Source organism: Lacticaseibacillus boliensis (genome assembly GCF_054784775.1).
This window is the reverse complement of sequence record NZ_BAAIHN010000005.1, coordinates 58,841-74,622: the sequence shown is the minus strand read 5'-3', so window position 1 is coordinate 74,622 and position 15,782 is coordinate 58,841. Positions and strand designations below refer to the sequence as shown.

The following is a 15,782-nucleotide window of genomic DNA, read 5'->3' as shown; positions in this document are numbered from 1 at the left end:
ATAATCGTGGCCAATTTTCTTTTTGAAAACGGATAATTCCGAACTTAGGTGAGGGCAGTCTCACTATCTATCCAAAATAACGAATTTTGACATTTAACTTACCATTTCAACAAATTATATTTCGATTCTTAATTTATATTGGTCTAGCGGCAAGTCGTGTCTTATACTACTACTAAGGAGGGATGCATATGTTCGTCGAGAGTCTCATTCATGAGCCAACGGCACCGTTGCTTTTCAACCTTTATGGCTGTGATTGGCAACAAGAAGAAGTCGATCACACCGCCACCGGCTACCCAGATTTTGTCTGGCTTCAGACTCGCGACGGCAGCGGTGAGGTCCAGTTTGCTGACAAAAGGATCCAGCTGAATCAAGATCAGGCCATTTTGATCGCGCCAAAGTTACCGTTTAGCTATCGTCCGCTCTCTGGCAGTTGGCACACGGCCTTTCTCACTTACAACGGCACGCTTGCCGGTGAGCTCAGCGCCGGCTTGGGCCTGAAGACTTATCTGCTTTTTCCCAAACTCAGCCAGCAACTCACCACCTTCATCCCCGACCACATGAAGATCTTCGTCGACGACACGCCGCAAGCACGCATTCAGCAATCAACGGCAATCTATCAATTCCTGTTGCTCTTGCGCCAGCAAAACAACGATTCTGTCAGCTTCTACAACCACTCCTTGATCGAACCGATCCTCAATTATATCGATGCCCACTTCTCTGAACCGATCACCAACGACACCCTGCGCCAGCTGACCGGGTACTCTGCACCATACCAAAATAAGATCTTCCGCGAATTCTACGGTATGACGCCATTACAATATCTCACCCGCTACCGCATCAAGCAGGCCAAAGCGATGCTGCTGGAACATTCGAATCGGCGCGTCCAAGACGTCGCCAGCGACGCCGGTTTCACCGACATGTCCCACTTCATCAGCGTCTTCAAGCAAGACACCGGCTACACCCCGTTGCGTTTCCGTAACTGCCATCAGTTCGGCCGCAGTAGCGCAGATCCGAAACAAGCGGATGCCTAACAAGACCGCAAACAGCCCTACACCTTTGAGCACCAGGTGTAGGGCTGTTTGCGTGATTGACCAAAACGGCTTTGAGTCTCAACCGCTTTTAGTCGCTGAGTAACGATTAATTTTGATCTCCAGCGTTGATGCGCCGTAACTCAGCGTCAACCGTTCCGATCTTCTCCTTGGTCAGTGGATACCAGAACTTCAAGATCACCGCCGCGATAAACAACAGCACACATGGGACCAAGGTAGCTAACATATAGATTCGATTAGTTACCATTGACGTTTGCGCGGCGCCCCCAGTATGCGAGGATTGATAGCCGATCAAGGCTAACAAGAAGCCACTCGTGCCCCCTGCCAGCGCCTGGGCGATTTTACGAGCAAGTGAGTTGACCCCATAAACCGTCCCGTCTTCACGATAGCCGGAGTGATACTGATGGTAATCGATAACATCGGTGATGAACGCCCAGATCATCAGGTTGAACATCGCGACCCCGAATGTCGCCAACAGCAAGAAGATCAGGTAGATCCATGCGCTATGGATATGAACGAAGAACATGATCAAATACAAGGTTGCCGCGAAGAACAAGGCGACCGTGCTGGCTTCTTTCTTACCAAACTTGGAATTCAACCACTTGGCAAACGGTGCTAAGGCCACCGTTGTCCCATAGGTAAACAGCAACGCGATCGATAACGCCTTATTATTATGGAAGTAATCAGTGAATAGATAAGTCGTCATCGCACTTTGCAAACTCGTGCAGAGGACAACGACCAGATCCGCAAAAATCAATGACATCAATGGCCGGTTAGTGAACATGGTCTTGATCAATTTGGACAGCGGTACTTTTTCTTTCTTAACCACGCGGACACGTTCTGTCGTCATGATGTACAACAAGTTGTAGCAGATGAACGACAAGATCGCGCACCCGATCGCCGCATAAAACAGGCGATCGCCAGACAAGATCTGTTGGCCATTAGCGGCTGTGTTGTAAACCAACAGCGGCAAGATGAACCCGGTCGCGCCGGCCCCAACCGCAGACCCCACGCTACGGTAGATCGATAGCGATGCCCGATCGTCAGGATCGGAACTGATTGCAGACGCCAGTGACCCGTAAGGAATGTTAAAGCAGGAAAGAAAGACGCCACGGAATAAGTATGTGACGAAAACATACAGGATTCTCATGCTCATCGGAAAATTATGCACGACCGGCAGAAAAACGATGATCCCAATCAAACAGAAAGGATACTTCATCACTCGAAGCCATGGGCGGAACCGTCCTTGCTTCGTAAGCGGGGTGATATCAGACAAGCGCCCGATCGTGACATCCGCAAAGGCATCGATGATCCGTGTGATCAGGAATAACAGGCCGATCGTGCCGGCGGTGATTCCTAACACGTTGGTGTAATAAATCATCAAGAAGGCATTCGTCAGGCCCATGATGAAACAATTACCTAAATCGCCAAACATGTAGCCAATCTTATCCCGCATACCAAAAGGCGCTGGCTTATCAGCAGGTGCGGTGACATCTGGCGAATCTGAAATTGCGTCTTGTTTCATTTTCACAACCTCTTTTCTCCAAAGTTTTTCGTTTTCAAATAATTACCGAAGTTTTTTGCGATGCACGCCATGCCTTCTGCCGTTGGGTGCACAAGATCTTGGCTAATGAATCGCGGTTCATTCAACAGTGCCAGCCCATCGATATAATCAAAGTGGGGCTTGGCATAATGGGCGACGATTTCTCGGTAACGTTGCGCCTTGGCATGATTTTTGTTGACCTGGACTAAGCTGGTCACAACGATCGGTCTGGTTTCTTTGCGAAGCCGATCAAGAAAGGCACTGACCCGGCTTTCAAAGACATCTTCGGAATAATCCGTTAGCATATTGATCCCCAGCTCAAGCGTTGCAAACTGCCAATCCGACCGCTTCATGATATCATCTGCGATCGCAGGCTCCATGAAACAAGCCCCTGCCATACCAAGGTTTAACGCATCGATATTTAACTGCTGAGCAACGCGAAAGGGATACGCGTACGGCGCCGCCAAGCAGAGACTGCCGTGTGTGATCGATGACCCGTACGCCAGCATCTGCGTATCCGGAACATCGCCTGGTTTCGGCGGTGCGACTTCTCCGATGACCCCGACAAAACTGACCTTTCCATAAGGCAAGACGACGCGCACCAAGTCAGGGGAAAATGCCAGGCCTTGCTCGTCAGTGATGGCTCGCAAGACGTCAAGATTAGTCGGTCGTTGAACCGTGACCGCCGCAATGTCTCCGTTCAGCGGCCGGCTAGAGCGATCCCAGCCGCCTTGGAAACTACCGAAGAAGAGATACGCCGCTTGGGCCTCGGCATCAGTTTCGACTCTGAATAAAAGCGTTACCCGCTCGGAGACCATCCGAAAGCGCAGTTCCACCCCGCTGGTATAATGCCCGACAAGCTTCTGCGTCCGATCGCTCATTTGCGCGCAGACCGCTCGCGGCACCCGCCAGAGGCGATAGGCATCCCCGGTCTGCTCGATTTCAGCAACATTATGAAACTCAATATGATCAAAAATCATCTTCTGGCCTCGACATGTTCCTGTGCATATTCCCGATATGCTTTTTTGACCGTTGCATAGGCCATCTTCGGTCGCCGGTACTCATCAAGGATCCCCTTGTTGTTGTATCCGCGTGGGCGCCGATCGAACCACTCTTCATCTGTGACGCGACAGTCGGCGAATTGCCACAAGAAAATCCCTGTCAACCGCTCGTCATGGAGGTAAACATCCAAATTATCCTGAATGATGTCTGCTTGACGTTCTTCCGTCCACTTCATGCGCATCGGATTGTGATACCCATAGATCGCTCCGGCACCCCATTCGCTGATGATCAGCGGCTTATTGGCGCCTGGGGTCGTGTTGATCCAGTCTAATTCCTTTTCATGCCGGACACTGACCGGCATATCTTGATACCAGCCCGTATACATGTTGAACGACACGATATCGGGCTGATCTAAACAGATATCTTTAAAATGCTGGCACGTTGCAGAAGTCAGCGGACGGGTGCTGTCCAGCGCTCTGAGTTGCGCGTATTGTGCCACATATTTAGCCCGTCCGATCTCGGTATCGCTGGCACACTCGTTCAATATTCCCCAGATCACGATGCCAGGATGGTTGTAATGGTTCAAAACCATCTCTTCATTGACCGCCGCACATTGGCGATCAAAGTTAGGATTTTGCATTCGTTCAACAGACAAACCGCGCGCATGATTCTCTTCCCAAACTAGGATGCCGCGTTCGTCACAAAGATCGAGAAACAACTCGTCGTTAGGATAATGGCACGTCCGGATCGCATTGGCCCCCATATCCTCAAGCAGATCAAGATCGCGAACCATCTGTTGAAACGGAATTGCACACCCAAAACTCGGGCTATCTTCGTGGCGGTTGAAGCCCAGCAAAAATACAGGTTTGTCGTTGACCAACAACCTTGCCCCTTGAATTTTGACCGTCCGAAAGCCCACCCGATCGATCAGGTCATCAACCACCTGATCAGAAACCAACAACTCAGCGCTGGCCAAATATAAATTGGGAGATTCAGGCGACCACGGCTTGATCCCATCGAAAGTCTTCGTGACCGTGAGCGTGCCGGTCGTCTTGGCGGCAATCGTTTGATCCTGAAAGGCGATCTGTTCTGCCGCAATGGTTACCCGCGCACTGACCGTTTGCGGTTGGGCACTCAGATTGCGGACGACCAATTTCACGTCTGCCTCCCAATGTCCTGAAACAAAACGCGGCGTGAATTGGATCCGCTCGATAAACGTGTCAGGAACTGCTTCAACCGCAACTGTGCGCGTGATGCCCCCGTAAGTGTAATAATCGTTGGGCAAATGTAGCGCGGAAGCTTCAGTGAACCGATTATCCACGCGCACGACCAGTTCATGAGGCCCAGGCGTCACTTCGGGCACAACTGCTTCAAAAGGCGTATAGGCGTTGTAGTGATGGGTGATCAAGTCATCGTCAAAATACACATCCGCCGTGTGGCTGACGCCTTTAAACACCAGCCGTAAATTTTTCATGGTCGCCGGGACATCGATCATCTTCCGGTAATACCCGACCCCTCGGAATGTGTTCAATGCCGGATGTTGCTCCCAGCATCCCGGCACCGGCAATTGATAATAAGCTGATTTGCCTTCCTGATTGAACCCCCACAGCCCATTCAGCTCCGTCACAGCACGCATCACGTGTTGGTTAAATCGTCTAATCATGCCTGCAATCTCCTATCTTCGCTGTGTATCTCATCACATACGCATTCAGCGTTAGGCAATATCGCATGTCAACACAGCGCCACTATTTCGTTCGCGAACACCTATATCCTAGCTTGTAATCGCTAACAATAATATTGCGATTTGCTCATGAAGTATGTGATTTTGAAGATTGGATGGCCTTCAAAATCATTGTGACCTATACTACAAATTGAGGAGGTGACGCTATGCTTGCAGAAAGTTTGATTGTCGACAGTGACGCACCATTAGCTTTTCACCTTGTCGGTACTGATTGGTTGCAACACAAAGTCGACCGCTCCGTTCATGGGCATCAAGAATTCGACTGGCTGCAGACAATAGACGGCGTCGGCGAGATTGAAATCGATCATCGCAAGATCACGCTTGCCGCCAACCAGTCGATCCTGTTTCATCCCCGCGTTCCACACGCATACCGGCCTTTAACCTCAGAATGGCACACTTCTTTTCTGTCGTTTTCAGGAACCATCGCCCACGAACTGACGACGAGTTTGGGTTTAGACCATTTCCTTTACTTCACCGAGCTGACGCCGCAACTTGCCAATTTCATTCCAAAACACTTCACCCTTTTCGCAGATGAAAGTCCCGAGATGCGCATGGAGCAATCGATCGCGGTTTATCGATTTTTATTGCTGATTCGCGAAAACAACAACGCGACCGACACCTACTATGATTACTCGCTATTCAAACCGATCATCGATTATATCGATACGCACTATGCCGAGCCAATCACCAACGCGGATTTCTGCGCGATCACCGGCTATTCCGCCCAACACCAAAGCAAACTGTTCCGCGAGTATTACGGCATGACGCCCCTTCAATACTTGACCAACTATCGTATCAAAAAGGCTAAGGCGCTACTGATGGCACATGACGATTGGCAGATCCAAACCATCGCCGCACGTACCGGATTCACGGACATTTCACGGTTCATTCAAGCCTTTAAACGCGACACTGGTTATACCCCACTGCGCTACAGAAACTGCCATCAATTTGGTTGATCAGCGAAACAAACACAAGCGCTTGCCCTGTCATCCAATTTTGGAAAACAGGACAAGCGCTTGTGTTAATTACTTCTTCTATTCGAGCGCTTCCGCCCACGCCGCCGGTTGCGGCAAGCGCGCACTCAGTCGCTGCTGGGTGAACGGGTCGATGAAGCTCAGCTCGCTAGCCTGCAGTAACTGTGTCTGGTAGTGGCTGGTATCGCCACCATACAAGGCGTCGCCTACCAACGGGTGTCCGAGATGGGCAAAATGTGCGCGGATCTGGTGCGTGCGTCCCGTCAACAGATGCACGCGCACCAGCGCCGCGTTGGCGCTTTGGGCAACCACCGTGTATTGGGTCTGTGCGCTTTGGCCATCTTCGCGCACTTCGCGGTGAATGCCGTCTGCGGCCAATCCCAGCGGCAGATCGATCAGCCCACTGCTTGGCGCCAACGTGCCACCCACCACCGCCAGATACCGCTTATCGACTTGGGCGTTGACCCCAAGCGCATCCAGGCGGCCTTGGGCGAAGGCGTGCTTGGCCACCAAGACCAGGCCGGTGGTATCACGATCAAGCCGCGTGATGATCGCCGGCTGCGGGCCAACGTAACCGGCATCTGCCAGATAACCGCCGACGCGGTTCAGCATGGAATCGTCGGGATTGGCCCGGCCAGGGACGCTGGCCAAACCGGCAGGCTTGTTGACAATCAGCCAGTTATCGTTTTCTACCACCACTGTCAGCGGCTGGTGGCTGAGCACCAAGCCGGATTCTGGCGGCAAGGCGAAGCGCACACTGCCGCCTGCTGGTACCGCGGCGTTATTCGCGATTGGCTTTTGGTCAAGCCAGACGCACTGCGCCACAAACAGCTTCTTGAGCAAGCGGTGGCTGACGCCGTGTTGGGCCAGCAGGCGCTTAACTGTCGTTGCGTCTGTCGCCTTGTAAGTGAATGTAAAAAGCATCAATGTCTCCTTAACCTATTGGACGAATTGCTCCGATTGACACAAGCAGGTACAATTAAGCTATCTCAACCATCAATGGAGGGCGCTTATGGTACTACTAACATTGCTCATCGACTTGATCGCCGCGGGTGGCTATTACGTGCAACGCCAAGCCGCCGGGCTGTATCTGCCGGGCTTGATCTTGCAAATCGTGCTGGTGCTCTTGGCGTTGGTCTTTACGATCGGCTACCGCGGGCGTCGGCGTGGTCGCTTCAACTTCGACACCTGGTCACACGTCTTCACCCTGCCATACGCGTTCATTGTGTTGTCTTTGATCGGCAACGCCTTGCTCGCGTTCTTATACTACCTGAACTACACCGGCGCCAACCCGCTAATCTTCTCCTAGCCCGGCGTTCAGCCGCGTCAAGATCGTTAACAGCTGCTTTTGCTCCGAATCTGTGAGCAAGACGGCTGTTTTGGTCTCTCGGTCATAAAAAATCTGTTGAACCTCTGCGACCATGGCCGTGCCTTTGGGCGTCAGGGTCAGTTCTTTTTGCCGTTCGTTATTGGGGGTGATCTTACGCAACACCAGGCCGCGCTTTTCCAGCGCCTTGAGCAGGTTTGTCACCGTCGCGTCTTGCTTCCCCAGGTATGTCGCCAACGTCTTCTGATTCGTCTTGGCATGCGCGTCAATATATAGCAACGCCCGCGCCTGCGGGATCGTCAGCGCATAAGCCTTGAGGTGCGTCGTGGTATATTGTTGATTCAACGTGTTGAGTTTAAATAGTGCTTCCATCACTGCTGGTGGGGTCTGAAATTCCATATTTAGTCCTCTTACAAAAATTTGTTTGACGCTAATAATTCAATCAATAAGGGTTACGTTTGCAACTCTCATTATCTGTCAATTCAATCACCACTGCAAAGTTTTGCAGCTAAGAACCGCCCGCCTTCAGGCTGAAGACGGGCGGTAAGATTGGACGGCTACATTGGTTGCAATGGCATATCTCGTGACGTCTTGATCGGCTCGGCCGGCCTGCTGAAGTAGAACCCTTGAAGCCACTCGATGCCGAGATGATGGGCAAGCTGGATATCCTTGAAGGACTCGATGCCTTCAAGTGTGAATTGGACGCCGGCATCGTCGGCCAGCTGATGCCAGCGTGTGATCTCGGCTTCTGCTTCGTTTTCACGCCCGAGTTCGCGCAGATTCTGTAGCGCATACTTCAGCATGTCCGCGTGTGGCGCCAGCTGGCGAACTAACGCATAGTCTTCAATATCGGTACCAACATCGTCAATGGCGATCCCGATCCCGGCATTGCGGTATTCCTGTCCGATCGTCATGATCTCTTCAACGGTTGGCGCCTCAGTCAGCTCGACGGTCAATGCGCCGAGGTTTTGGGTGCGGCTGGCGAACGTGATCAGCTGTTGCATCGTGTCTTGAGCGGCAAATTGCTTAGCCGTCAGGTTGATCGACACATTCTTGTTGGGCAGGCTGCGAATCACCCGTTTCATCATGCGCATCTGCATTTTAACGGTGATCTCGAAGTCGTGTGGCAATAACCATGCGTTTTTTTCCGCATCCCATGCCCGCAACAGCAACTCATAGCCAGATGGCTGCTGAGTGGTGCTGTCAACGATCGTCTGTGTGAAGTAAGTGTACGTAATCAATCGCATTTCCCCCAGGCCAGTGTTTACCGGCCTTTTATTCATTCTAGCGCAAAAATGAAACTACGAATAGTTTCATTTTCACGAGGTTATTAAATTAAATCTGCACGCGTCCCTGGCATTGCCGGCCGGCTGAAGTAGTAGCCTTGGACATTGGTGATGCCCAAGCCGGTGACTGCCGCCAATTCGTCGCTAGTTTCTACCCCTTCGACTTCGAGGACGTCACCTTGAGCACTTGCCGCTTTCTGCCAAGCGGACAGTTGCGAGGTTATCTGGGTGAGGTTACTACCGTCTTGACGCATACTCCGCAGAGAAACCTTCAAGGTGTTGACCTTACCGGCCGCCTTAGCAATCTGTGTGCCATCGGTGTGGCTGCCTAAGTTATCAAGGGTGATGTTGACCCCTGCGTTTTGGTACGTTGCCGCGTTGGCATCCAGCGCTTCACTCGACGGAATATCACCTAACTCGATCGTCATCTTGTTGACTTGATCGGATTGGGCCAGCTTAGTGATCGCCTTTTGGGTGTCTTCATCTTCAAATTGCGCTTCCGTCAAGTTGATTGAGACATCTTTAACGTCCAATTGGGCGACAGCGCGCGCCATCAAGTGCGCTTCCATGGAAGCCGGGATCGAGAAGCTAGCCGGCAAGTGCCAGCCACCTTGCTTGGAATCCCAGACCCGCAAGAGAAGTTCGTAATGGTCAACCGAGTTGGTGGTCGTGTTCATGACCGGCTGGGAGAAGAACGTGTAGTCCGCCATCCCAGGCGCCCCACCAGCGGTGAAAATGTTCCCGTGAGTGAGATTCGTGTTGCTATCGAGCACATCGATCACCGGCGAAACGGTATTGCCAGCATCAGCCGTCGCAGTCGGAACGTTAGGCAAAATGTTGGCCAGCGCGTTGGCACCAGGAACTGCATCTTGTTCAGTTGGATCGACGTCATCCGCACTCTGTCCAGCTTGAGGCGCCGTGGCATCCTGCGCGGTCTTCACCGCAGCAGCAACACTAGGTGCTTGTGTCGCATCCACAACCGTGCGGAATTGGGCAACATTGCCGTTACTTGGTGTAGCGGTAGCAGGTGTCGTTGGTGTGTTCGTACCATTAGAAGCAGTCGGCTGAACGGGAACCGTCGTTGCTTGCGGTGTCGGCATTGCCGGAGTGGCATTACCGGTCAGCGGCGTATTGACCGTTGTCAGCGTTGGTGTGCCGTTGGTCGATGGCGTGTTCGTTGACGGTGTCGGCGTGTTCCCTGTCACTGGTGTTGGCGTATCATCGCCGGACGGTGTCGGCGTATCGTCGCCAGACGGTGTTGGTGTGTCATCGCCGGATGGTGTCGGGGTATCGTCGCCAGAAGGTGTTGGCGTATCGTCGCCGGATGGTGTCGGGGTATCGTCGCCGGATGGCGTTGGCGTGTCATCACCAGATGGCGTTGGCGTATCGTCGCCGGATGGCGTTGGCGTGTCATCACCAGATGGCGTTGGCGTGTCATCACCAGAAGGTGTCGGCGTGTCATCACCAGAAGGTGTTGGCGTGTCGTCGCCAGACGGCGTTGGTGTGTCGTCGCCGGATGGTGTTGGGGTGTCGTCGCCAGATGGCGTTGGCGTGTCATCACCGGATGGCGTTGGCGTACCGTCGCCAGACGGTGTTGGCGTATCATCGCCGGATGGCGTTGGTGTGTCGTCACCAGATGGTGTTGGCGTATCGTCACCGGATGGCGTTGGCGTATCGTCGCCAGACGGTGTTGGCGTGTCATCGCCGGATGGTGTCGGCGTGTCGTCGCCGGACGGTGTTGGCGTATCGTCGCCGGATGGCGTTGGGGTATCGTCACCGGATGGTGTCGGGGTATCGTCACCGGATGGTGTCGGGGTATCGTCGCCGGATGGCGTTGGCGTGTCATCACCAGACGGTGTTGGCGTGTCATCACCAGATGGCGTTGGCGTGTCATCGCCGGATGGTGTCGGCGTGTCGTCGCCGGATGGCGTTGGTGTGTCATCACCAGATGGTGTTGGCGTATCGTCGCCAGATGGTGTTGGTGTGTCGTCGCCAGATGGCGTTGGTGTGTCATCACCAGATGGTGTTGGCGTATCGTCGCCGGATGGCGTTGGCGTATCGTCGCCGGATGGTGTCGGCGTGTCATCACCAGAAGGTGTCGGGGTATCGTCGCCGGATGGCGTTGGTGTGTCGTCACCAGATGGTGTTGGCGTATCGTCGCCGGATGGCGTTGGTGTGTCGTCACCAGATGGTGTCGGTGTATCATCACCGGATGGCGTTGGCGTATCATCGCCGGATGGCGTTGGCGTATCATCACCAGATGGTGTCGGCGTATCATCGCCAGATGGCGTTGGCGTATCGTCGCCAGATGGTGTTGGTGTGTCGTCACCGGATGGTGTTGGTGTGTCGTCACCAGACGGTGTTGGCGTATCATCACCGGATGGCGTCGGCGTATCGTCGCCAGACGGTGTTGGCGTGTCGTCGCCGGATGGCGTTGGCGTGTCATCACCAGATGGCGTTGGTGTATCATCACCGGATGGTGTTGGCGTATCATCACCAGATGGTGTTGGCGTATCGTCGCCGGATGGTGTCGGCGTGTCATCACCAGAAGGTGTCGGGGTATCGTCGCCGGATGGCGTTGGTGTGTCGTCACCAGATGGTGTTGGCGTATCGTCACCAGATGGTGTCGGCGTATCGTCGCCGGATGGCGTTGGTGTGTCGTCACCAGATGGTGTCGGTGTATCATCACCGGATGGCGTTGGCGTATCATCGCCGGATGGCGTTGGCGTATCATCACCAGATGGTGTCGGCGTATCATCGCCAGATGGCGTTGGCGTATCGTCGCCAGATGGTGTTGGTGTGTCGTCACCAGACGGTGTTGGCGTATCATCACCGGATGGCGTCGGCGTATCGTCGCCAGACGGTGTTGGCGTGTCGTCGCCGGATGGCGTTGGCGTGTCATCACCAGATGGCGTTGGTGTATCGTCGCCGGATGGTGTCGGCGTGTCATCACCTGACGGTGTTGGCGTGTCGTCGCCAGATGGCGTTGGCGTATCGTCGCCGGACGGTGTCGGTGTGTCATCACCAGATGGCGTTGGTGTATCGTCGCCGGACGGTGTCGGTGTGTCATCATCAGATGGCGTTGGTGTATCGTCGCCGGATGGTGTCGGCGTGTCATCACCTGACGGTGTTGGCGTGTCGTCGCCAGATGGCGTTGGTGTGTCGTCGCCAGACGGCGTTGGTGTGTCGTCACCATCTGTCGGCACACCAGTGTCAGAACCAACTGCTACCGGCGTGCCTGTATCAGAACCGACTGCCACCGGCGTACCTGTATCAGAACCGACTGCTACTGGCGTGCCCGTATCAGAACCAACTGCTACTGGCGTGCCTGTATCGGAACCAACTGCTACCGGCGTGCCTGTATCAGAACCGACTGCCACCGGCGTACCAGTGTCAGAACCGACTGCTACTGGCGTACCTGTATCGGAGCCGACTGCTACCGGCGTACCCGTATCGGAGCCGACTGCCACCGGCGTGCCTGTATCAGAACCGACCGCTACCGGCGTGCCTGTGTCAGAACCGACTGCTACCGGCGTACCTGTATCGGATCCTACTGCTACCGGCGTACCTGTATCAGAACCGACCGCTACCGGCGTACCTGTATCAGAACCGACCGCTACAGGCGTACCGGTATCAGAACCGACTGCTACCGGCGTACCTGTATCGGATCCTACTGCTACCGGCGTACCTGTATCGGAACCAACTGCTACTGGCGTACCCGTATCAGAACCGACTGCTACTGGCGTACCCGTATCGGAGCCGACTGCCACCGGCGTGCCTGTATCAGAACCGACCGCTACCGGCGTGCCTGTATCAGAACCGACCGCTACCGGCGTGCCTGTATCAGAACCGACTGCCACCGGCGTACCAGTGTCAGAACCGACTGCTACTGGCGTGCCTGTATCAGAACCGACTGCCACCGGCGTACCAGTGTCAGAACCGACTGCTACCGGCGTACCCGTATCAGAACCGACTGCTACTGGGGTACCAACATCATTCTTCTGCTGTGGAATCATCGTATAAATCACATCAGTAATTGCTGAGGCACCATCCATCGGACCGATCGCCTTCAACATTTGAAGAATCCCGTCATCCGTGATGTCGTTATCGGTTTCCGTTGTGTAGCCGTCAAGTGCCGGCACTTTCAAACTGTCGAGCCCTTTTTGCACTTGCCAGTCACTGTATGACTTGTGGCCTTCGGAATCAGTGGTTTCGACATAACTGATTGTTGCCTGACGTTCATAATCCTTAGGAAGTAAACTCGAGTCACCCTTATCACCGTCAAAATCATAATCGACTTCATCGGTAAACGTGACTGTCTTGTGCTTCGTTGTCGTCGAAGGCGCATAAATGACGTTGATGATGTTGGTGATCAAACTGTCATCAGCCGTTTTGACTTTGTTGACGATGGCAGACTCATCCCAGCCGGTGTTGTCAGCAGTGCCTTCAAGCACCGTGACATCTCCGTTATCCGTAGTGATCTTGATCTCATCAAGATTGGGTTGATCGACGAACGTGCCGTCTACATGAATCAGATCATCGCTCTTGATTGCGTTGACGGTTTCTGTCGTATCTTTAGGTAGCGCGGCGGGATCGCCATCGACACCGTCTGCATAGCGATAGTGAATGGTTTGTTGAACCTTGACCGGCGTTGCGCTAGTGCCTTGATCGACCTTAACACCAGCACCGATTGGTTCACCTGTCTGTGCGTTAGCAGCGTTGTCGAAGGTGTACGTGACATGAACGCCGTAAGCGATCTTGTCGCCGGCCTTGAGCGTCGCCTTGGCCGCATTCACCTGCTTGGCGTTGGTGTAAGCCGGATTGTCATACGTGACAGCAACCTTATAGGTATAAACGGTGCCGTCATCAGCGGTGAACTTTGCCCAGGTTCCATTCTTATCGGTGAAAATGGTGTAGTCGGTGCCATCAGCGTTCTTGTATGTGCCGTCTTTGACTTGCGGTGCTTCTGCCACATCGCCATCTAAAGAGACCCCACCATCGGTAATCGTCGCGGTAAGCGTCTTTTTGAGGTCAGCACCCAGACTTGGCTGATACTTCTTATCGATTTTGTCTGCACCGGCCAATTGATAGGTAAAGTCTTCCGTGATCGTCGCGGTTTTTGGCGTTTTGTCATCATTTTTTGGCGTTTGGTCACCGGTCGTCGGGGTGTCGTTGCCACCAGGATTGGTGACAGGGTCCGGCACCTTGGCGATCGTGTCGCCGCCGTCTGGCTTGTGATAACCATCCCCGCCTGGATTGTTGCTCCCACTACCGTCAGCCGCCCCATTGATCAGCCCGACGATGCCGTTGTAACAGGGCTCGTTAGAAACATAGTCGGAAGTTGGCGCGATGAGGTTGACATTCTTCCCAGCCGACGCCGCGTTGGGAATCGTGATCTTGTTCCCGTTTGGCACTGCCAAATACAGCTTGCCTCCGGTGATGAAAGAAGCACTCTGGACGAACGAATCGGCTTCATGATCAAATTCAAGGTCGCTCTTGCCGCTGACCTGCAGGATCACATTGCCGCCTTTGTACAGATCGGTATTGGTGAATTTGAAATTCATGAAGTTAGCGTTGTTGAAGTTATCTGCGTTGAAGTCGAAGAGCCAGTTGCCGTTATCATCTTGGGTCGCCTTGCTGAAGTCGAACTCACATGTTGAGTTATCGCCACCAGTCGTCGATTTCGTCTGCGCAGAGTCTGCGCTGACCTTGGTGCCCCAGTATGCCAGCAAACTTGTGGCGGCAGAACGTACCGACCGCATCTCGTCGGCCATCGAGCCATCGGAAAAGCTGTACTGTGTCAGCGAGTTCGTCATCGCCGTCGACAACCTGCCACTACCTTGTAGCGTGCCGCCATCGGTGATCAGCGTCTTGCCATTAGGCGTCCCGCCATCGATAACCAGTTTATTTAACGGTCCGGAAACGATGGCACTGTATGGGGTGGTGCCGATGGGGGTGGATTCTGCGCTCAGTGTGTTAGTCCCATTCATCGCAATGCCATTACCAGACAGTAACCGATTCTTCACGCCATTATTGACACCGACCATACTGCCACCGTTAACGGTCAAGGCCCCACTGCCCGCCAGATAACTCAGCAGCGTTTGTTCGTTACTCCCAGACGTGGGCGCACTTAATACAGCCGCCGCTGGGAAACCAATCTGCCCCACCACGGTATTAAAGTCGACCTTCTGATCATCAGACATCGGTTCGAGCTGCCACTGGTCATCGCGCAAGATCAGCTTCATGTGTGCGGCTTCGATCGCCTGCATCTGGCTCGCATCGATTTGGACGGAGCTGGCACCGTTGGTCGTCGCATCGTATAGGTAACCTTTTTTAATGGCATCTGAAAAAACCGATGCGTCCCCGTTGCCTGGATAGACATAACCAACATCAGCACTAGTTGCATTCACGCTCGTTACAGGTGTCAAAAGGGCCGCAGAAAATAACGCAACTGGGATTGCTACCCCAGTGACGATACCCGCCGTGACCCACTGTTTGCCATCTTTATATAACTTAAACCTTACTTTTTCATCCGTTGTTGTGTGGCTCATCTGTGATTCCCCCAAGTTTTTGCACGTTCTCCCGAAATGTGCGGTTTACAAAAGTATAGATTTTATGTAAACAATTTAACTTACAACTTACGTCTCAATTAAAACACTATACTTATTTAACGTCAATATTATTATGATAAATATTTCACTATTATATGTTTTACCGATTTTCGGTCACCAAATAATTCGCCGCCTGTCTTGAAATGTATTCTAATGCCAAATTAATTGGCTATTTCTATCTGTGCTGATACAACAATCGGCTAAGTTCGAAGACAGTAATATTTTCCGAAAGCGACATCTTTCAAGCAC

General features: G+C 53.2%; 10 protein-coding genes. 3 read left to right on the top strand and 7 right to left on the bottom strand.

The genetic code is table 11. The features are described from left to right. Window positions 1-188: 188 nt before the first annotated feature. Window positions 189-1,031 (top strand): helix-turn-helix domain-containing protein, encoded by an 843-nt coding sequence (locus ACYVRB_RS03760; RefSeq protein WP_461213648.1) that lies wholly within the window; start codon window positions 189-191, stop codon window positions 1,029-1,031. 106 nt (window positions 1,032-1,137) lie between these two features. Here ACYVRB_RS03760 and ACYVRB_RS03755 read toward each other — a convergent pair whose 3' ends face one another. The 3 genes from ACYVRB_RS03755 to ACYVRB_RS03745 all read right to left on the bottom strand — a co-directional run bounded on the left by ACYVRB_RS03755 (window position 1,138) and on the right by ACYVRB_RS03745 (window position 5,257). Beyond that, window positions 1,138-2,505 (bottom strand): MFS transporter, encoded by a 1,368-nt coding sequence (locus tag ACYVRB_RS03755; protein WP_461213719.1) that lies wholly within the window; start codon window positions 2,503-2,505, stop codon window positions 1,138-1,140. Window positions 2,506-2,576: 71 nt separating this feature from the next. Then, a complete protein-coding gene (locus ACYVRB_RS03750) occupies window positions 2,577-3,572 on the bottom strand; it encodes a GDSL-type esterase/lipase family protein (RefSeq protein WP_461213647.1) in 996 nt (331 codons plus the stop codon). Then, the gene (locus ACYVRB_RS03745; RefSeq protein ID WP_461213646.1) at window positions 3,569-5,257 is read right to left on the bottom strand and encodes a glycoside hydrolase family 2 protein; all 1,689 of its coding nucleotides are present in this window, start codon (window positions 5,255-5,257) and stop codon (window positions 3,569-3,571) included. Before ACYVRB_RS03745 ends, ACYVRB_RS03750 begins: the two co-directional genes overlap by 4 nt. Window positions 5,258-5,481: 224 nt before the next feature. Between ACYVRB_RS03745 and ACYVRB_RS03740 the strand changes: the two genes are divergently transcribed. After that, complete coding sequence (locus ACYVRB_RS03740) at window positions 5,482-6,291, top strand: helix-turn-helix transcriptional regulator (protein ID WP_461213645.1); 810 nt, start codon at window positions 5,482-5,484, stop codon at window positions 6,289-6,291. A gap of 78 nt (window positions 6,292-6,369) precedes the next feature. Here the strand turns inward: ACYVRB_RS03740 and ACYVRB_RS03735 are convergent, their stop codons facing one another. Beyond that, window positions 6,370-7,233: an RluA family pseudouridine synthase gene (locus tag ACYVRB_RS03735; RefSeq protein ID WP_461213644.1), complete on the bottom strand. Its 864-nt coding sequence runs from the start codon at window positions 7,231-7,233 to the stop codon at window positions 6,370-6,372. Between the two features lie 88 nt (window positions 7,234-7,321). On the opposite strand from ACYVRB_RS03735, the gene ACYVRB_RS03730 reads away from it, so the two are divergent. Next, a complete protein-coding gene (locus tag ACYVRB_RS03730) occupies window positions 7,322-7,618 on the top strand; it encodes a hypothetical protein (RefSeq protein WP_461213642.1) in 297 nt (98 codons plus the stop codon). Here ACYVRB_RS03730 and ACYVRB_RS03725 read toward each other — a convergent pair. From ACYVRB_RS03725 to ACYVRB_RS03715, 3 genes are all read right to left on the bottom strand, one after another. Then, a complete protein-coding gene (locus tag ACYVRB_RS03725; protein ID WP_461213641.1) occupies window positions 7,604-8,035 on the bottom strand; it encodes a MarR family winged helix-turn-helix transcriptional regulator in 432 nt (143 codons plus the stop codon). The genes ACYVRB_RS03730 and ACYVRB_RS03725 overlap by 15 nt on opposite strands. 158 nt (window positions 8,036-8,193) lie before the next feature. Then, the gene (locus ACYVRB_RS03720) at window positions 8,194-8,877 is read right to left on the bottom strand and encodes an EAL domain-containing protein (RefSeq protein WP_461213639.1); all 684 of its coding nucleotides are present in this window, start codon (window positions 8,875-8,877) and stop codon (window positions 8,194-8,196) included. 89 nt (window positions 8,878-8,966) lie between these two features. Further along, a complete protein-coding gene (locus ACYVRB_RS03715; RefSeq protein WP_461213638.1) occupies window positions 8,967-15,473 on the bottom strand; it encodes an EAL domain-containing protein in 6,507 nt (2,168 codons plus the stop codon). Window positions 15,474-15,782 lie beyond the last annotated feature (309 nt).